This window comes from Streptosporangium nondiastaticum (genome assembly GCF_003011965.1).
Lineage (GTDB): Bacteria > Actinomycetota > Actinomycetes > Streptomycetales > Streptomycetaceae > Streptomyces > Streptomyces nondiastaticus.
Window position 1 is genome coordinate 1 of sequence record NZ_PXWG01000075.1, and the last position, 17627, is coordinate 17627.

Below are 17627 nucleotides of genomic sequence, written 5' to 3' on the forward strand. Positions count from 1 at the left end.
CCGCCTCCCGCCCAGCCACCCGCCCCCGCCCCTGCTCCGCGGCCTTCGACGGCCCCCAAGCCCCCCACGCGCCCGAACCCGCCGGCAGCCCGCCGTCCCCTCTACAGAAGCGTCATCAAAGCCGTCGGCAAGAAGAAGGCCGGCAGCGTGTCACTGGTCGAGCTCACCCTGCTGCTCACCGTCCCGGCCGTGCTCGCAGCCGCACTGCTGCGACCGCGTTCGGCCACCCGGCGAAACCGATGACCAGTGAGCAGCCACATGTAGTGAGCTGTCACGTGTTCAGTTCCTGACGGCATGAAGGCCGTAGAGTCGGATCCCATGAGCCTTGTGGGACGCTACGGCTGCGACCATCTCGTCAGCTGGTACCACCGACTGCCCGAGCGCCGTCTCGACGCCGTCACCACGGTGGTGCTGCACGCCACCGAACTCCCCGGTTTCGAAGAGGCGCTGCAGGTGGCCGAGGAGACGGCGCGGGAGAGCGAGAGCGGGCGCGGGGTGTGCGGGCACCTGTACATCGACCGGGACGGCACGGTGCACCAACTCGTTCCGGTCGAACGCGTCGCCCAGCACGTCCAGGGGCACAACACCCCGTCGATCGGCATCGAGCTGATCAACCGTGGGCGATACCCCCGGTGGTTCGACGCCGACCACCAGACCCCGACGGAGCCGTTCCCGCCGGAGCAAGTGCAGGCCCTCACGGACGTCTTGAAGACGCTCCACGCCGACTGCCCCCGCCTCACCGACCTCTGCCGGCACAGCGATCTCGACACGGCCCTGGTCCCGGCAGCGGACCGCCCCGAGGTCAAGGTCCACCGTCGCATCGACCCCGGACCACTCTTCCCCTGGGCCGACGTCTCGGAGTTCTGGGCCGGGCTCAGCCGCTGACCCTGACCACCGACCCATCGTCACACCGGCCGCACTCGCCGGACACCGCCCCGATCGGCGGCTCCCGTCCTGCGGCGGCCCGCGTCGAATGGCACGGTGACGGTGAAGGACACGGTGACGGTGAAGGACACGTGAGTCCTGAGGGGAAGCCCTGAAGGGAGACGAATGGCGACATGACCTCCCGCAAGTCAGAGGCACCGGCCGAGGCACTCGCCGCATACCGCCGCAAACGCGACTTCACCAAGACCGCCGAACCGAGCGGCGCGGGCAAGGCGGGCGGCCGTGACCGTGCCGCCGGCGGGCAGCCGTCCTTCGTCGTCCAGATCCACGACGCCACCACCACGCACTTCGACTTCCGGCTGGAGGCGGACGGCGTCCTCAAGTCCTGGGCCGTCCCCAAGGGCCCTTCCCGGGACCCGCAGGAGAAACGGCTGGCCATGCCCACCGAGGACCACCCGCTGTCGTACCGCACCAAGGACAAGCACGCAGACGCGGCCCACGGCTCACCCGACCCCGCGCGAGCCCGCTCGGCCCTCACCGGGCGCACTCTGCGACAGGTCGCCCGGGAAGGAAAGCAGACGCCATGAAGATCCGTACCGGCCGCCGCACCGTGGAGATCAGCCGCCCCGGCAAAGTGCTCTTCCCCACCGGACCGGCCGACGCCGCCGGCCCCGCCGGCGAGGACCGGACCGACGACGCCGCTCTGACGAAGGCCGACCTCGCCGAGTACTACCGCAAGGCCGCCCGGCGGATGCTGCCCCACCTGCGCGGGCGGCCGCTGATGCTGGAGCGCTGCCCGGACGGAACCGGCGGCGAATGCTTCATGCAGAAGGGCGTCCCCGGCCACTTCCCGGGCTGGGTGCACCGCGCGGAACTCGCGAAGGAGGACGGCACGGTCACCCACGTCGTCTGCGACGACACCGCCACCCTCGTCTACCTCGCGGGTCAGGCGTGCATCACGCCGCACCGCTGGCTCTCCCGGGCCGACCGCCCGGACTGCCCCGACCGGCTGGTCGTCGACCTCGACCCGCCGGGCGCTTCCCCCGGCGACTTCACCGCCGTACGCGAAGCCGCCCTGCTGCTGCGGGAGCTGCTGGACGAACTCCGCCTCCCCTCCATGGTCATGACCACCGGGTCGCGCGGGCTACACGTCCTCGTCCCCCTGGACCGGCGCGCGCCGTTCGACGATGTCCGCGCCTTCGCCCGCGACCTCGCGGACGTCCTCGCCGCCCGCAACCCCGCCGGACTGACCACCGAGCCGCGCAAGGCGGCCCGCAAGGGCCGGCTCTACCTAGACGTCCAGCGCAACGCCTACGCCCAGACGGCGGTCGCGCCCTACGCCGTCCGGGCCCGTCCCGGAGCCCCCGTGGCCACCCCGCTGAGCTGGGACGAGGTCGGCGATCCGGAGCTGACGGCCGGCCGCTGGACCCTCACCACGATCGGCAGCCGCCTCGGCCACGACCCCTGGCAGGACGGGGGAGCGGCACCGCGCGGCCGGTCACTGGGCCCGGCCCGCCGCAGGCTCGACGCCCTGCGCGCACGTGCCTGAGGTTGTCATACGGGTCGTCATACGGGTCGGCCGTCCCGTCGCCCCGCGGTCAGTCCCCCTTCCCGGCGCGCGCGGCTTCCTTCACCTCACCGGCGATCTCCTTGTCCAGCGCGGCCCGCACCAGTGCGGCCGCGAATGCCGGGGCGTCCGCACGCTTGACCAGCCGTGCCAGCGCGCCGGGATCGCGCGGCAGCCCGAGGAGCGCGGCGCCCTCACCGGCCTTGCCGTCGAAACACGGATGCACTTCCGGCCACACGCCCTGCACTTCCCGCAGGAAGATGGCCACACCCGCGGGCCCGAGCCCCGGGAGTTCCTGCAACAGCTTCCGCAGCCGCCCCGGATCGCCGTCCGCCTCCTCACGCATCCGCCGGACGTCGCCCCGGTAGCGGTCGAGCAGCAGGTGCGCGCCGTCGCCGAGCTGGGTGGCGGTGCGCTCGTCGTAGCGGCGGTAGCCGCCCTTGCCCAGCGCGTCCACGCGCTGCTGCCAGGTGGCGTCGGCCATCCGCCGGGGATCCTTCATCCCGGCCTCCGCCAGGCAGCGTGCGGCGTCGACCGCGACGGACGCCCGGATCCGCGCACTGAGCAGACAGGCGAGCACGAGGAGCCGGTACAGCGGCTGCGGGGTGTCCCGCAGCCGGATGCCCGCCTCCTCGGCGTACGTCCGCCCGTACAACCGCAGCAGCGCGGCCGCGGTCCGTTCGTTGCTGGTGCCCATGGGACGAGTGTGTCCTGACGGACCCGGTCCCGCGCGGCGCGATCACGCTGTTCGGCCGTTCTTCGCGCCGCTGCATGACAGAGGACTCATGACAGAAGAGGCATGACGGGGGACAAGGGGGTACACGTGTACGCGAGCCGCGGCCCGCTCTTCATATGATCCCTCTCGACCACTGATCCCTCTCGACCACCCTTTTCCCTCCGGAGGCTTCCATGGCTCGCTCCGGCACGTCCCTCGTCCGCACCTGGCAGCACTGGCGCCGCGGACGCGACCTCTCCGTTCCCGCCCGCTCCACCACCGTCGAGGACGCCGACCGGCGGTTCCTGCTCTACGGGGTCCTCCCGCTGTGGGTGGTGCCCGCGGTCGCCGACTGGTGGATGCACAAGAAGACGCGCATCGAGCACACGAGCGGCGTGAAGGAGTCCGCCGTCCACGCGCTGATGATGACCGAGGCCGGAGTCCCCGTCGCGATGGGCCTCCTGGCCAAGATCAACCCGCTCGTCCTCTCCGCGATGGGAGGAGCCGCGGTCGCCCACGGCGCCACGGCCCTCTACGACGTCAGCCTGGCCACGGCGGAGCGCGAGGTGCGCCCCCTGGAACAGCACATCCACAGCTTCCTGGAGGTGCTGCCGCTGTCGGCGATGGCGTTCACCGCGTGCCTGCACGCCGACGAGGTCCGAGCGACCCTGCGCGGCGGACCCGGGCCCCGCGACTGGGCCCTCCTGCCCAAGGACAGGCCGCTGCCCGCGAAGTACCTCGCGGGCCTCGCCGCGGTGATCTGCGCCGGGGTGGTCCTTCCGTACGCCGAGGAGTTCTCCCGGTGCTTGCGCGCCCGGCGTTCGGCGCCCGTCTCATGAGGCGCACACCCGCCCCCGCCCGTGTCGCTCCGCCCCGGCAGCTGCCTCCGCTGCGCATGTTCCGCATCGGGGGATCGGGGCCGGAGGACGTCGTCGTCGACGCCGCCGGGCGGGTCCTCACCGGCACGGACGACGGCCGGATCCGGCGGATCACCCTGCCCGGTCCGCGTGGCGGCGCGCGGGTGGAGGAGATCGCCCGGACGGGCGGCAGGCCGCTCGGCCTGGAAGTGCTGCCCGACGGCCGGCTGCTCGTCTGCGACGCGGAACGGGGGCTGCTGCGCATCACCCCCGGGACCGAACGGGGTACGGGCGCCGCCAGGACCGAGGTGCTCGTGGGCTCGGTGGCAGGGGTCCCGCTGCGGTTCTGCAGCAACGTGACCGCCGCTGCGGACGGCACCCTCTACTTCACCGCAGCCAGCCTGCGGTACGGGCTGCGTGACTGGCAGGCCGACATCGTCGAGCACTCCGGCACCGGCCGGCTGCTGCGACTCCGGCCGGGCGGCGAGCCCGAAGTGCTCCTCGACGACCTGCAGTTCGCGAACGGCGTCGCCCTGGCGGCTGACGAGTCGTACGTCGCCGTGGCCGAAACCGGCGCCTACCGTCTCACCCGACTCTGGCTCACCGGCCCCCGGTCCGGCGTGCGCGACACCCTCATCGGCGATCTGCCGGGCTTCCCCGACAACCTCTCCCGCAGCGCCGACGGAACGCTCTGGACCGCCCTGGCCGCGCCCCGCACCGCGCCCCTCGACCGGCTCCACCGCGCACCCGCGCCGGTACGGCGCGCGGCGGCAGCCGCGGCGGTCCACCTGCGCCTGCCCCCACGCCGCGTCGCGCGCGTCATCGGCGTCGACGCCGACGGCCGCATCACCCACGACCTGGTACGCCACGGCACCGGCTACCGGATGATCACCAGCGTGTACGAGCACCGGGGCACCCTCGTCCTCGGCAGCCTCATGGAGCCGGGCATCGCCGTGTGCGAACTCCCGAGCCGCACGCACAGCGGGTGACTGCGAGCCCCCGCGTCCCCGGGTGGAGCCGAACCGATCGCCGGATCGGTTCGGCTCCACCCGGGGGTTCTCATGACATACGTACCCGCTCGGACCGCACGGGCCCGCTCAGGCGGCGTGCCTGCCCCTGCCCCTTGAGGACAGCCTGGCAAGCGCCGGCCGGCCTGCCGGCCGGTCCGGTGCCTGATGCGAGAGCGTCTCCTCACGGGAGAGCGCCTCCTCACGCGAGTCCGGCGCCCGACGCGAGTCCGGCGTCCGACCGGCGGTGAGATCGGGCACCGCCCGGAGGAGACGGCGCCGCGGCTGCGCCGGGCGTTCGGGGGCGCGACCGCTCAGCAGCCGCTCCTCGTAGCGGCCCAGCGCGAGCACCACGCACAACATAAAAGGGGGCAGGAGCAGAGCGACGGCGACCACGGGGGCCCCTTTCGCAGCGGCGGTGGGTTCCCTTGTCGCCTTGCCGTGCAGGGGTGGTGCAAACGCCGCGTTGCGCCAAATGGGGTACTTACGGCCGCGGCCTCAGCGCGTGGCCATTTCCGCCCGCACCTTCTCGGCCGAGGTGTCCCGGAGTTCCCCGTCCAGACGCAGCCAGCGCGTAATGCCGATCGATTCCAGGAAACGGATGTCGTGGCTCGCCACAATCAGCGCGCCTTCGTACGAATCCAGGGCCGTGGCCAGCCTGCGGACGCTCGCCATGTCCAGGTTGTTCGTCGGCTCGTCCAGCATCAGCAGCTGCGGGGCCGGCTCGGCGAGCATCAGGGCCGCCAGAGCGGCCCGGAAGCGCTCTCCGCCCGACAGGGTCCCGGCGCACTGGTCGGCCCGCGCCCCCTTGAACAGGAAGCGGGCCAGCTGCGCCCTGATCCGGTTGCCGGTGGCTGCGGGGGCGAACCGCGCGACGTTGCCGGCGACCGTCAGCTCGTCGTCGAGGACATCGATCCGCTGCGGCAGGAACCGCAAGGGCACATGGACCGAGGCGTCTCCGGAGAGCGCCTCCAGCTCACCGGCGATCGTCCGCAGGAGCGTCGTCTTGCCCGCGCCGTTGCGGCCGACGAGGGCGATCCTCTCGGGGCCGCGCAGCTCGAACTCGCCATCGACCCGTGCCCCGTACCTGAGGCGCAGGTCGCGCAGCGTGAGGACGGAGCGGCCCGGCGGCACGGCCGTGTGCGGGAGGTCGACGCGGATCTCGTCGTCGTCGCGCACGGCCTCCTCCGCCCGGTCGAGCCGTTCCTCGGCCTCGGCCAGCTTCTCCTCGTGCATGATGCGGTGCTTGCCCGCGGAGACCTGGGCTTGGCGCTTGCGGGCACCCATGACGATCTTGGGCTCGCGCTTGCTGTCCCACATCTTCCGGCCGTACCGCTTGCGGCGGGCGAGCTTGACGTGGGCGTCGGCCAGTTCGCGCTTCTGCTTGCGCAGATCGGATTCGGCGGCCCTCACCAGCCGCTCGGCCGCCTCCTGTTCCGCGGCGAGCGCCTCCTCGTACGCGGAGAAGTTGCCGCCGTACCAGGAGACCTCACCCGCCCGCAGGTCGGCGATCTGGTCGACCCGGTCGAGGAGTTCACGGTCGTGGCTGACCACGACCATGACGCCGGACCACGCCTCGACGGCCGCGTACAGACGCCGGCGCGCGTACAGGTCGAGGTTGTTGGTGGGCTCGTCGAGCACGAGGACGTCGGGGCGGTGCAGCAGCAGTGCGGCCAGGCGCAGCAGGACCGACTCCCCGCCCGACACCTCGCCGATGGTGCGGTCCAGGCCGATGCGGCCCAGTCCCAGGCCTGCGAGCGTCGCCGTGGCGCGCTCCTCGACGTCCCAGTCGTCGCCGACCGCCGTGAAGTGCTCCTCGCGCACGTCGCCCGCCTCGATGGCGTGCAGGGCGGCACGGGTGCCGGCGATGCCGAGGACGTCCTCGACGCGGAGCGCCGTGTCGAGCGTGGCGTTCTGCGGCAGGTAGCCGATCTCGCCCGCGACGCGCACGGTGCCTTCGGTGGGCGTGAGCTCGCCGGCGATCAGTTTCGCCAGGGTCGATTTCCCGGAGCCGTTGAGGCCGATGAGGCCGGACCTCCCGGGCCCGAAGGCGACCTGGAGACCGTCGAAGACCGCGGTGCCGTCCGGCCAGGCGTAGGAGAGCGATGTGCACGTGATGAAAGCAGGGGAATGAGACAAGGGAACCTCGTGATCATTGCGGGGAAGGCGGCCGGGAAAACGCCGGGAAGGCGCGGCGCGGACACCGCCGGGCGACCAGGAGGGACCGACGAGAACGCGGGAAAGGGATTCCCGCATCGGCGGAGGGACGGCTCAATGCGTCGAGGTCGCACACGGAACGCGGGCAGCGGCGGCGTCATGGCGCTGCTGCGTGGCGCGGTGTCTCAAGACCTCAGACGAGCAACGTCCTGCTCCGATCGACGACAACAAAGGCGTGAGGAAACGTAAAGGAGTGGTGGTGACGGCGTCAACGGAATTACATTCCGCTCCGTGGAGATCACTGAGACGCATCGTGCTCTGCTCGGCAGGCTGTTGCCGGATGACGGACCGGGGGGCTGGACCGTCCGGCGGGGACAGTTCCACCACGTGGTCATCGGATCCGACCGTGTGGTGTGCCTGCCCCGCACCGAAGCGGCGGCCGCCCGGCTGCCCGCGCGGGCGGCGGTACTGCGGGCGCTCGCGGGACTCGATCTCGGCTTCCGCACGCCCGAGCCGCTCTCCGAGGGCGGAGGCCGCGGCTCGCGCGAGGGCCATGAATCGTACGAGGAGCACGACCCGTACGAGGGGCATGCCTCGTACGAGGTGCCGTACCTGGTGCTGACCCGCATTCCGGGGGAACCTCTGGAAGGCGGCGCGCTCGCGGACCCGGCCGTGGCCGGTGCGGCGGCGCAGTATGCGTCACTGCTGGCCGGACTGGCCCGGGCCGGCGCCGACGAGAAGGTGCGAGCGGCTCTGCCCGCGGCAGCGGAGGACAGGTGGCGGCAGTTCGCGGCGGACGTGCGCGCAGAGCTGTTCCCTCTGATGTCCGGCGGCGGACGTCGGCGCGCCGAGCGGGAACTCACGGCCGTCAGCGACCTCCCCCACATCACGTGCGCGGTGGTGCACGGCGACCTCGGCGCGGAGAACGTCCTGTGGGAGCACACCGGCGGAACGCCGCGGATCAGCGGAGTCGTCGACTGGGACGAGGCGGCGATCGGGGACCCTGCCGAGGACCTCGCGGCCATCGGCGCCGGCTACGGCGAGGACTTCCTGAGGCGGGTACTCGCCCGCGGGGACCGGCTGTGGCCGGCCGGTGAACTCGCCGCCCGCATCTCCGCGATCCGCGGCACGTTCGCCCTGCAACAAGCGCTCTCCGGGCATCGCGACGGCGACGAGGAAGAAAGGGCCGACGGCCTGGCCGACTACCGCTGAGCCCTGAACGCGGTTCCGGCACGGCCATTGCAAGAAGACGTGTTCAGGCTCATCATGCCTGGGTGCGTTTCTCGATGAATGTCCCCAATTTCGGAGACTTTGCCGATGCCAGGAACGTGGCGGCCCTGGCCAAAGCCGCCGAGACGGCGGGCTGGGACGGCCTGTTCCTGTGGGACCACGTGGTCCACGACAAGCGCTCCTCCCGCCCGGTCGGCGATCCGTGGATGCTCCTGACGGCGGCGGCACTGGCCACCACCTCCATCAAGCTGGGCGCTCTGGTCACACCCGTACCCCGGCGGCGGCCGCACCAACTCGCCCGCCAGGTCACGACGCTGGACAGGATCAGCGATGGCCGCGTGGTCTTCGCGGCGGGCCTGGGCGGGCCCGTCGAGGACGAGTACGGCAGCTTCGGCGAGCCCACCGACGCGGTCCTGCTCGCCGAACGCCTGGACGAAGGGCTGGGCCTGCTGGAGCGGTACTGGACCGGGGAGCGGGTCACGCACCGCGGCCGGCACTTCCAGGCCCGGGACGTGGCCCTGCTGCCCCGGCCCGTCCAGCGTCCGCGGCCGCCGGTGTGGATCGCGGGCTACTGGCCGAACCGCAGGCCCATGCGGCGCGCGGCCCGCTGGGACGGCGTCGTTCCGCTGTTCGCCTCCGCCGGGCACGGCCGCACGCCGCCGGTGGAGGAACTGCGCGAGCTGGTGGCCTACGTCGGCCGGCACCGGCCCGTCCGGCGTCCGCGCGGTGCGCCCTTCGAGGTGGTGGTCGGAGGCGTCAGCCCCGCGAACGACGCGGCCGCCGCCCGCGATCTGATCGGACCGCTCCGCGACGCGGGCGCCACCTGGTGGGACGAACGGCTCCCTCTGGACCACCCCGGGCTCTCCCGCCTCGACACGCTCCTCCACCGCGCCGGCCAGGGCCCGCCCCGTCTCTGTTTCTGATGCCTCTCCCGGCCGGGCGCGGGGGGAATCACGGAACGCCGTCGGCCCCCGCAGCGTGGGGCGCGGGGCAGGAGCAGGACACGTATTCGCGCTAGTGTGCGCACGTGAGTCTTTGTGTCGTCGTGGGATTCGGGGCCGCCGGGGCGGCCACTGCTCGGATGCTGGCCGAGAAGGGGCATGAGGTACGGGTCGTCACCAGGTCGGGCCGGAGCCCGGAGCCCGGCATCGAGCACGTCGCGCTGGACGCGACGGACAGCAGGCAGCTGACCGAGGTGTCGCAGGGCGCGACCGCGATCTACAGCTGCGCCGCACCGCCCTACCACCGCTGGGCCGCCGAGTGGCCGCCGCTGGCCTCGTCGCTCTGCGCGGCGGCCGAGGCCACCGGTGCCGTCCTGGTGATGCTGGGCAACCTCTACGGCTACGGCCCGGTGGACGGCCCCATGACCGAGGGCCTTCCCCTCGCGGCGACGGGCCCCAAAGGACGGGTGCGCGCCGCCGTCTGGGAGCAGGCGCGAGACCTGCACGAGCAGGGCCGCATCAAGGCGGTCGAGGTGCGGGCCTCGGACTTCTTCGGCCCCGGCGTGACCGACGGCGGGCACCTGGCCGCCCGGGTCATGCCGGGCCTGCTGCGCGGCAAGCCCGTGTCCGCGCTCGGCGACCCGGACGCCCCGCACAGCTGGACCTACCTCCCTGACGTGGCCAGGGTCCTGGTCGAGGTCGCGGGCGAGGAACGCGCCTGGGGGAGGGCCTGGCACGTCCCGACGGAGCCCGCGCTGTCCGTCCGCGAGATGACGGACCGCCTCGCCGCCCGGGCCGGAACCGGACCGGTCGCGGTGCGCAGGCTCTCGCCGGCCGTGCTGGGCGTCGCGTCGCTGTTCTCCCCGATGATCCGCGAACTGAAGGAGATCCGTTACCAGTTCGACCGCCCGTTCGTCGTTGATGCGAGCGCTTACGAAGCGGAATTCGCCGTACGCGCCACCCCCGTCGACGAGCAGGTCAAGGCGACGGTCGGCTGGTGGCGCGAGCGGTCGTAACGGTCCTGGAGGATATGAGGACGGCGCCGGCCCGGCGGCCTCCGCCCGTCCCCCTGCCTCACCGGCGGTCGCTCAGGAGACGAGGGGCTCCTCTTCCAGTTCGGCCAGCCGTACGGTGCACAGGCCGCCGCGCGTGACCTTCACGTCCTCCACCTTGAGCTGCGTGCCCGGCAGGAGGATGTACTCCTCCTCCCCGGTGAACGCCGAAAAGCGCTGGATGCCCACGGCCCGGGCGGGCCGCACCTCGAAGAGCGTCCGCTTGCCGCGACTGCCGAGGAAGGCCTGCGCGACGCCCAGGTCGGGCGTGCAGGACGAGACGCCCCACCAGGTCACGGTCTTGCCGACCGGGTACTGCGCGCGCAGGTCCAGCGACACACCGCGCCACAAAGGCTCCGTACGCGCGGGGAGTCCCGACACCGCCGAGAACAGCAGCCGCAGGTACGGGAGGTACGGGACGACCTTGGACCGGTCCGGGGAGCGCAGAATGGCGTTGATCTCCCGGTAGAACGCGGACTCGCAGGTGTAGAGGTAGAGGGCGGCGATCGCGTCGGCGGACAGGCTGCCGGCCGCGCCCGGCTCGGCCGCCCGGCTCCTGCCGAACTCGTGCGACTGGCCGACGTGCCGGTCGAGACCGGACAGCAGCTCGGCGACCGGGCCGACGGCGTCGCGGAAGCCCATGAGCGGGGTGTCGAACACGCCCGTGATCGCGGGGAGGGCGAGGCCCTCGTCCTTGACGCTTGCGAGCCGTTCCAGATAGAGCTGGTGCAGCTCCATGGTGGACGTGATGAACGCGCCCATGCGCTCAGCGACGCCGCCGTCCGTCCCGCCGCCGGCCTCCGCCGCGGCCTTGTCCCACCCCTTGCTCGGCAGCCAGTCGACCGTGTCGGCGCCCAGCGACGCGAGGGCGTCGTTGACGACCGCGAAGTGGTCGCCGTCGCAGAAGATGTCCCCCTGCGCCGCGGGGTTGGAGTGGTCGATGTGCCGGACCTCGACGTCGGGATACTTCTCCTGGAGCCGCAGGACGACCTTCTTCAGGCTGCGCGCGTGAGCTCCCCACCACGCGAAGACGACTCCGCGGTCCTCCTCGCCGGCGTCCTGCTTGGCCTTCAGGATCTCCTCGACGATCCGCTCGGCCACCGGACGCCAGAAGGCGGTGTGCCGGTCGGCGTCAGCGCCCCTTCCCCCGTTGCTGCCGGCGGTGAGCGCCGTGTTCAGCAGCAGCACGCCCTGCGTGAGCATCGCCTGGAACCACTCCGGCGGCTGGACGGTGTCCTGCTCCTTCAGCAGCGCCCGGACGTCGGCGATCGGGGTCTTCTTGGGTATGCCGTACTTCCACATCGCCGCCGCCTTGATAATGCAGCGGATGCTCACGACTCTGCCGAACTGGCTGTCCTTCCAGTCGTGGAAGGTGTTGTCGAACATCGCGATGCCCGTGGCGCTCTCCGGCCGCGGGTACGGATTCTGGCCGAAGGCGACGACCTTCCACTTGTGCGGCGGATGGGGCTTGAGCGCCTGAAAGGTCAGTTCGCGGACGGGGACGATTTCCGGGCCGCGGCCCGATCCGATGAACGCAGCCGCCTCCGGCTGTGCCTCGATAACGGGCTTCAGCAGCGGAAGCCACGGTTCACCGCCGCCCTTGAAGAGCTCGGAAAGGGCAAGAGGGTCATTGGCGTCGGGCTCGGCCGGGGTGAGGGAATCGCTCATGGTGAAAGGGCTCCGAATATCAAAACACGCTGACAGGGCAATGCTCGGCAAGGCAGGCAACGCAGGCGAGGCAGATGAAACCGCCGCGCGAGGACCTGAAAGTGGAGACAAGAACCCAAAACGCCGCTCCGGGTCTGTCCCGTGGAAACCGCCTGAAGGCTAGCACCGGGCTCTGACACCCTCCGCAATCGTGACGAGAGGTCACGAACCGCAAGCGGGCAGGGCGTTGTCAGTGGGGCGCGGTAACGTCATGAGCGCTGGAACGACCGGCCTTCCGATGGGAGCGGACCATGACCGTAGACCGTGTGCAGCCGCCGCTGCGAGTGGTGCTGACCGATATCAACACGAAGGTGGTGGAGGCGTGGCGGGCGGCCTTCGCCGACACCCCCGGGATCGAGATCCGCAAGGGTTCCATCCTCGATGAGGACGTCGACGCCTGGGTTTCCCCGACCAACTCCCGTGGCCGGATGGACGGCGGAGTCGACGCGGCCATCAAGCGACACCTCGGAGCGGGAATCCAGCTGCGCGTGCAGCGCGCCATACGCGACCAGTACGAGGGAAATCTCCCGGTGGGAAGCGCGGTGTGCGTTCCGTCCGGAGCGGTCAATCCGAAATTCCTGATCTCGGCGCCCACGATGGAATATTCCGCACAGAACGTGAGCGAGACCCTGAACGTGGCCCTGGCGTGCGCCGCCGCCTTCCAGGCGATCCACCGGCAGAACGAGCAGGCGCCGGGCAGCATCGGGTCCGTGGCCCTGGTCGGCATGGGAGCCCAGACCGGCCGGGTTCCGGCACGGGTGTGTGCCAACCTGATGTGGACGGGCCACACCTTGTTCAACGACTACCGCTTCGACGACTATGACGACCTGCGCAGCACGATCACCGCTCAGCTCGACGACATCGAGAACGCTCCCGAAGAGAAGCGCGTACGCATCACGCCGCCCGAGCGCGCCGCCTCCCGCCGCTGACCGAGACCCGTGATGGAATGAGTGGATGGATGACGCAGGCGCTTCTCTGGGGCCTTTGGAACGGATCGACGGCCGCTGGCTGGTGGGCGATTCCCGAAGGCCGGGCGGCACCTGGCTCGAGTTCCGTGCGGAGGGCTTGTACCAGCACGCGCGGGACTCCCAGGGGCGGCTGATCCCCTGGTCCAGGATCATGATCCTCGGTCGCTGCACGCTGGGGGCCAAGTACCCGAAGGGCTCGTACGGTGCGAAGGCACTGCTCGATGTTCTGCCGGGCCCGTGGAGGGGACACGGACACGGCTACCTGCACATGACGCTGCGCCATCCCTACGAGGACCGGGCGGCCCCCTTCGACCTCCATTCTCGTCGGTACAGGCCGACCGAACTCGCGCTGCTCCAGGAACTGCTCGCCCAGATCAATGAGGCAGGCGAGACACACAGGCTCGGCGACGCGGACCGGCTGAGCCGCACGATCGAAAGGCTGGGAGAGCAAAGGCCCTGGGCGGCCTGGAAGATACGCGATGCCGTGAAGGAGGCCCGCGGGGCCTGACACGCACCTGTCTGATTTTGTGGACAGGGCGGTCCGAAAACCCGAGAATCACCCTCATGACGTCTCCTGAATTCCGTACGCGCGTGACACGGCCCTCGGAGGCCGACCGGGAGAGGGCCCTGGCGATCCTGCGCGACGGCACCGGCGACGGCAGGCTCTCGCACGACACGTTCATGCGCCGCATGGACCTCGTCCTGACCGCCCGCACCAGCGCCGAGATCGAGCTGGCCATGGCCGACCTACCGGCCCGCGGGCGGTTCTCGGACTTCATCCTGCGGATGGTGGGCCGCATGTCCTCCTTCGGGGCCGGCATCCGCGGAGCCTGGCGGACCGCGCGGCTCCCCGGCCTCCGGCTCCCCGAGCCCGGCACGAAGCCGCTGACCATCGGCCGGGCCCCGGTGTCCGACCTGCGCCTCGAGAACGACACGGTCTCCCGCCGGCACGCGGAACTGCGCTGGCTCGACCACGGCTGGCGCCTGACGGACCTCGGCTCCCGCAACGGCACCTACGTCAACGGCCTGCGCATAGCCGGATCCGTGCGCGTCGGCCCGGGTGACCACGTCGCCTTCGGCGACCTCGGCTTCCGTCTGTCGGTCTGACAGCCCGCAGAGTCTCCGCCGCACTCGTCGAACTCGGCTGGGGATAGGTTCTCGGCTGGGGATAGGTTATGGACGACATCGTCCGAACCAGCAGAACGAAGCACACCATGGCCCGCAGACTCCCGCCGCCCCCCTGCAACGTGGAGGAGCTCATACCCGAGCTCTCCGGCCTCGCCCGGGAAACCACCTTGCTGTACCCCCGCAGCGGTTCACCGGGCGTGCACGACAGTTCCATCGGCGGCCCTCTGCTGTGGCCGGCCGACGAGCCGTGGCCCATGTGCTCCGAGCCGGATCACTGGAAGCCGCTGCGCACGCCTGTCACCGCGGTCGGACCCGAGCCCGTGGCGATGGTGGCCGTCGCGCAGCTGTACGCGCGGGACCTCCCCGAGCTGCTCTTCCCGCCGGGCCGGGACGTCCTGCAGATCCTGTGGTGCCCGTTGATCCACGAAGGGGACGTGTCGGCCGCACGGCCGGAGCTGTACTGGCGCAGCGAACACGAGACCGCCGCGGCAGGAGCCGGGCTACTGGCGGAGCCGCCGCAGCCGTACGAGTACGACGAGGAGTTCGTGCCCCAGCCGTCCACGGTCTCGCCGACCAAGGTGGTGGAGTACCCGAACTGGGACATGCCCCCGGGCCTCTCGCAGACCCTGGAGGAACGCTTCGAGGCGTTCGAGCGGCGACTCGGAGCTTCGTACTGGGACGTGGCGACCACCATCCAGAGCAAGGCTGGCGGCTACCCGGGCTGGACCCAGCCGCCCAGCTGGCCGGACTGCGCTTGCGGCCGGCGCATGGAACACCTTCTGAGCATCACCGCCACCGAACCGGGCTACGGGCGATGGCTCCCCCTCGACGAGCACCGGGCCGACAGCCGGAAGCCGATGGTGCTGACCGAGGCCGATCCCGCGGTCTTCGACGCCATCGGGCACGGCATGGACATGGGAGGCCTCGGGGGCATGTACTTCTTCGTCTGCCGCACGTGTCCCGGCATGCCCTTCTCGTATCGCTACGACTGCTGAACGCCGGCCGCCCGGCACGTCGTCACCTGAACGAGTGATTCCGCTCTGCGGCGGGACGAGAGCACACTTCCGAGTGGAGGGCGTGCTCCTCCGACGTCAGTGAAGACCGGAGGAGGGCTTCTCATGCTCCCGTTCCGCACCCGCAGACTCATCGCCACCGCGGCCGCCCTCGCCGGGGCGTTCCCCCTGGCAACAGCCGGAACCGCCCCGGCCGCCGCTGCCGCGGGCGGCGTCATGGCCCAGACACTGAACTGCTCCGGTTCGATCAGGGTGAACATCACCAACACCGGATCCGTCGACGGCAAGGGCACCCTCCGCTGTGCGACGCCCACCACCCTCTACGACGGTCAGCTGACGCTCTCGGGATCCGCGACCGTCAGCGGGCTGGTCTATCAGACGAGGACGGCCGACCAGCTCAGCATCTTCGCCGGCAGCAGCGGCGAGATCATCGACCTCTCGGTGAACCGGACGCTGAAGAAACTCGCCGACGCCCCCACCGGCAACGCCACCGAAAGCGGCTCGGGACTGGTCGTCGGAGGCGGCCCCTTCGGCGGCTCCACGGAGACCGAGTCCGGCACGGGCACGTTCGGCACGGCGACGGGGACGACGACCTTCCTCATCACCGACAACTATGTCCTCGACCTGCACGCCTGACCGCGGTCAGCGCGCCGCGGCGCACGCGGTCCGTCCCTGACGCAGGAAACCCAGAAACCCAGAAACCCAGAAACGCGGGAAACGCAGGAAACGCAGGAAACTTACTTGGAGTGCAATCCTCCGAACGGAATCCGAGCATCCGATATGCCGCGCCCCTGAGTTGAACTTATCGGTCGTATTCGGTCGACCCCGTGTCTTCGTGGTTGACGCCGTCGGTGTCGTCGTGCCTACGCTGCCAGAGCAAGATCAACAGGCCCACTGTCTCTGCGAAATGGCCGCATCATGACGAATCCGACCAGCCTCGACAGCCGCACGCCGAACGCAAGAGATGCCCCCGTAAGACCCCGACGCGTCCTGACGGTTGCCTGCCTGGGCTACGGCATGCTCGTCATCGACATCAGCATCGTCAACGTCGCGATCCCGGCGATGCGCGACAGCCTGCACGCGAGCCTGGCGACGATGCAGCTCGTGGTCGACGCGTACGTCATCGTGCTCGCCAGCCTCGTGCTGGCCGGAGCCGCGGCGGTCGGACGGTTCGGATCCGTTCCCGCGTTCCGTCTCGGCATCGGCATATTCGGGCTGGCGTCCGTGCTCTGCGGAGCCGCCCCCAACGGTTCCGTGCTCGTCGCCATGCGAGTTCTGCAAGGACTCGGCGCGGTCCTGCTCGTGCCCGCCACTCTGGTGCTGATCACCGACGCCTACAAGGATCCGGCAAAGCGCGCCAAAGCCATCGCCGTCTGGGCGACGGTCGCCGGAAGCCCCGTCGCGTTCGGCCCCATCCTCGGGGGCGCCCTCGTCTCCGAGATCGGCTGGCGGAGCATCTTCCTCATCAACATACCGGTCGTCCTGGCCATCCTGTGGCTCTCGGCGCGTCACATGCCCCACGGCGAACCGGAGGCGAAGAAGGAGCGGCAGGACATCGCTGGCCAGCTCCTCGGCATCGTCTTCCTGGGCAGCGTCGCACTGGCACTCACCGAGGGCCGCGAACTGGGCTGGACCCGGCCGCTACCGGTCGCCGCAGCCGTGACCGCCCTCGTGGCGCTCGCCGCGTTCGTCGTCAGACAGCGCACTTGCTCGTTCCCCATGATTCCGAAGGACCTGCGCCGGGCCCCGGGATTCGGCAGCTTCGTCATGGTGGGCCTCCTGCTCTTCCTCGGCTACTACGGCCTGGTGTTCTCCATCAGCGTCTTCCTCCAGCAGGTGCGCGGCTACGGCCCGGTCACCACCGGCCTGTGCTTCCTGCCGTCCGCCCTGCCGATCACGTTCATGCCCCTGGTGGCCGGGCGCGTCAACGCCAAGCACGGTCCCATGAGAGTCCTGGTCACCGCGGTCGCCCTGACGCTGGCCGGCGGGCTGCTGCTGGTCTTCCTGGGCAGCGAGGCCCCGATCGGCACCTGCGCCGGGCTCGTCTTCATCGGACTCGGCTTCGGCCTCGCGACCGTGCCCCAGATCTCCCTGGTCATGGCGACGGCCCCGCCGCACCGCTCGGCGATCGCCAGCGGACTGCTGTCGGCGGCCCGGCAGTCGGGAACCACGATCGGCATCGCCCTGCTCGGCGGTCTCCAGACCGGGGACGGCATCGTCGCACCGGCGCTCGCGGCCGTGGCGGCGTATCTGCTGATGGGGGCGGCCGTCGGCCTCGCCGCCCGGAAGCTGTCCACGCAGACGCCGGACCGGACGTCCTCTGAGACCGCCTAGTGGGTCAGACCAGCCAGTGAGTCGGACCGCCTAGCGAGCCGGACCAGCTAGCGAGCCGGACCAGCT

The 17627-nt window shown here is 71.0% G+C and carries 18 protein-coding genes; 15 read left to right on the forward strand and 3 right to left on the reverse strand.

Annotation, left to right across the window (positions count from 1 at the left end; genetic code table 11):
- The 4 genes from B7P34_RS38790 to ligD all read left to right on the forward strand — a co-directional run.
- Positions 1 to 243: hypothetical protein (locus tag B7P34_RS38790; RefSeq protein ID WP_223268129.1), on the forward strand; the 243-nt coding region annotated here is incomplete at its 5' end.
- A gap of 75 nt (positions 244 to 318) precedes the next feature.
- On the forward strand, positions 319 to 885 hold the full coding sequence (locus tag B7P34_RS23070) for an N-acetylmuramoyl-L-alanine amidase (protein WP_106679386.1): 567 nt from the start codon (positions 319 to 321) through the stop codon (positions 883 to 885).
- 173 nt (positions 886 to 1058) lie between these two features.
- Positions 1059 to 1472 carry a DNA polymerase ligase N-terminal domain-containing protein gene (locus tag B7P34_RS23075; RefSeq protein ID WP_106679388.1) on the forward strand — a complete coding sequence of 138 codons (414 nt, stop codon included), beginning with the start codon at positions 1059 to 1061 and terminating at the stop codon, positions 1470 to 1472.
- Positions 1469 to 2434: a non-homologous end-joining DNA ligase gene (ligD, locus tag B7P34_RS23080; RefSeq protein WP_106679390.1), complete on the forward strand. Its 966-nt coding sequence runs from the start codon at positions 1469 to 1471 to the stop codon at positions 2432 to 2434. Before B7P34_RS23075 ends, ligD begins: the two co-directional genes overlap by 4 nt.
- A 49-nt stretch (positions 2435 to 2483) precedes the next feature.
- Here the strand turns inward: ligD and B7P34_RS23085 are convergent, their stop codons facing one another.
- On the reverse strand, positions 2484 to 3149 hold the full coding sequence (locus B7P34_RS23085; protein WP_106679392.1) for an endonuclease: 666 nt from the start codon (positions 3147 to 3149) through the stop codon (positions 2484 to 2486).
- A 212-nt stretch (positions 3150 to 3361) separates the two neighbouring features.
- Here B7P34_RS23085 and B7P34_RS23090 point away from each other — a divergent pair, with 212 nt between their 5' ends.
- Both B7P34_RS23090 and B7P34_RS23095 read left to right on the forward strand, forming a co-directional pair.
- Positions 3362 to 4006, forward strand: coding sequence for a diguanylate cyclase (locus B7P34_RS23090; RefSeq protein WP_106679393.1), 645 nt, complete (start codon positions 3362 to 3364; stop codon positions 4004 to 4006).
- Positions 4003 to 5013, forward strand: a complete 1011-nt coding sequence (locus B7P34_RS23095; protein ID WP_106679428.1) for an SMP-30/gluconolactonase/LRE family protein — start codon at positions 4003 to 4005, stop codon at positions 5011 to 5013. The genes B7P34_RS23090 and B7P34_RS23095 overlap by 4 nt, the downstream gene beginning before the upstream one ends.
- Before the next feature lie 516 nt (positions 5014 to 5529).
- Here the strand turns inward: B7P34_RS23095 and B7P34_RS23105 are convergent.
- The gene (locus B7P34_RS23105; protein WP_223268130.1) at positions 5530 to 7170 is read right to left on the reverse strand and encodes an ABC-F family ATP-binding cassette domain-containing protein; all 1641 of its coding nucleotides are present in this window, start codon (positions 7168 to 7170) and stop codon (positions 5530 to 5532) included.
- Positions 7171 to 7479: 309 nt separating this feature from the next.
- Between B7P34_RS23105 and B7P34_RS23110 the strand changes: the two genes are divergently transcribed.
- The 3 genes from B7P34_RS23110 (at position 7480) to B7P34_RS23120 (ending at position 10375) form a co-directional block, all read left to right on the forward strand.
- A complete protein-coding gene (locus B7P34_RS23110) occupies positions 7480 to 8400 on the forward strand; it encodes an aminoglycoside phosphotransferase family protein (protein WP_106679398.1) in 921 nt (306 codons plus the stop codon).
- Positions 8401 to 8474: 74 nt separating this feature from the next.
- The gene (locus B7P34_RS23115) at positions 8475 to 9341 is read left to right on the forward strand and encodes an LLM class flavin-dependent oxidoreductase (protein WP_223268131.1); all 867 of its coding nucleotides are present in this window, start codon (positions 8475 to 8477) and stop codon (positions 9339 to 9341) included.
- 104 nt (positions 9342 to 9445) lie between these two features.
- Positions 9446 to 10375 carry an NAD-dependent epimerase/dehydratase family protein gene (locus B7P34_RS23120; RefSeq protein WP_106679402.1) on the forward strand — a complete coding sequence of 310 codons (930 nt, stop codon included), beginning with the start codon at positions 9446 to 9448 and terminating at the stop codon, positions 10373 to 10375.
- A gap of 72 nt (positions 10376 to 10447) precedes the next feature.
- Here B7P34_RS23120 and B7P34_RS23125 read toward each other — a convergent pair whose 3' ends face one another.
- Positions 10448 to 12079 (reverse strand): ADP-ribosyltransferase domain-containing protein, encoded by a 1632-nt coding sequence (locus B7P34_RS23125; protein WP_106679404.1) that lies wholly within the window; start codon positions 12077 to 12079, stop codon positions 10448 to 10450.
- 305 nt (positions 12080 to 12384) lie between these two features.
- Here B7P34_RS23125 and B7P34_RS23130 point away from each other — a divergent pair, with 305 nt between their 5' ends.
- From B7P34_RS23130 to B7P34_RS23155, 6 genes are all read left to right on the forward strand, one after another.
- On the forward strand, positions 12385 to 13047 hold the full coding sequence (locus B7P34_RS23130) for a macro domain-containing protein (RefSeq protein WP_223268132.1): 663 nt from the start codon (positions 12385 to 12387) through the stop codon (positions 13045 to 13047).
- A 25-nt stretch (positions 13048 to 13072) separates the two neighbouring features.
- On the forward strand, positions 13073 to 13594 hold the full coding sequence (locus B7P34_RS23135; RefSeq protein WP_223268133.1) for a hypothetical protein: 522 nt from the start codon (positions 13073 to 13075) through the stop codon (positions 13592 to 13594).
- A 56-nt stretch (positions 13595 to 13650) separates the two neighbouring features.
- A complete protein-coding gene (locus B7P34_RS23140; RefSeq protein WP_106679407.1) occupies positions 13651 to 14193 on the forward strand; it encodes a DUF1707 and FHA domain-containing protein in 543 nt (180 codons plus the stop codon).
- Positions 14194 to 14261: 68 nt separating this feature from the next.
- A complete protein-coding gene (locus B7P34_RS23145; protein ID WP_223268134.1) occupies positions 14262 to 15209 on the forward strand; it encodes a DUF1963 domain-containing protein in 948 nt (315 codons plus the stop codon).
- A gap of 123 nt (positions 15210 to 15332) precedes the next feature.
- On the forward strand, positions 15333 to 15863 hold the full coding sequence (locus B7P34_RS23150) for a hypothetical protein (RefSeq protein ID WP_106679409.1): 531 nt from the start codon (positions 15333 to 15335) through the stop codon (positions 15861 to 15863).
- 282 nt (positions 15864 to 16145) lie between these two features.
- The gene (locus B7P34_RS23155; RefSeq protein WP_106679411.1) at positions 16146 to 17561 is read left to right on the forward strand and encodes an MFS transporter; all 1416 of its coding nucleotides are present in this window, start codon (positions 16146 to 16148) and stop codon (positions 17559 to 17561) included.
- Positions 17562 to 17627: the final 66 nt, after the last annotated feature.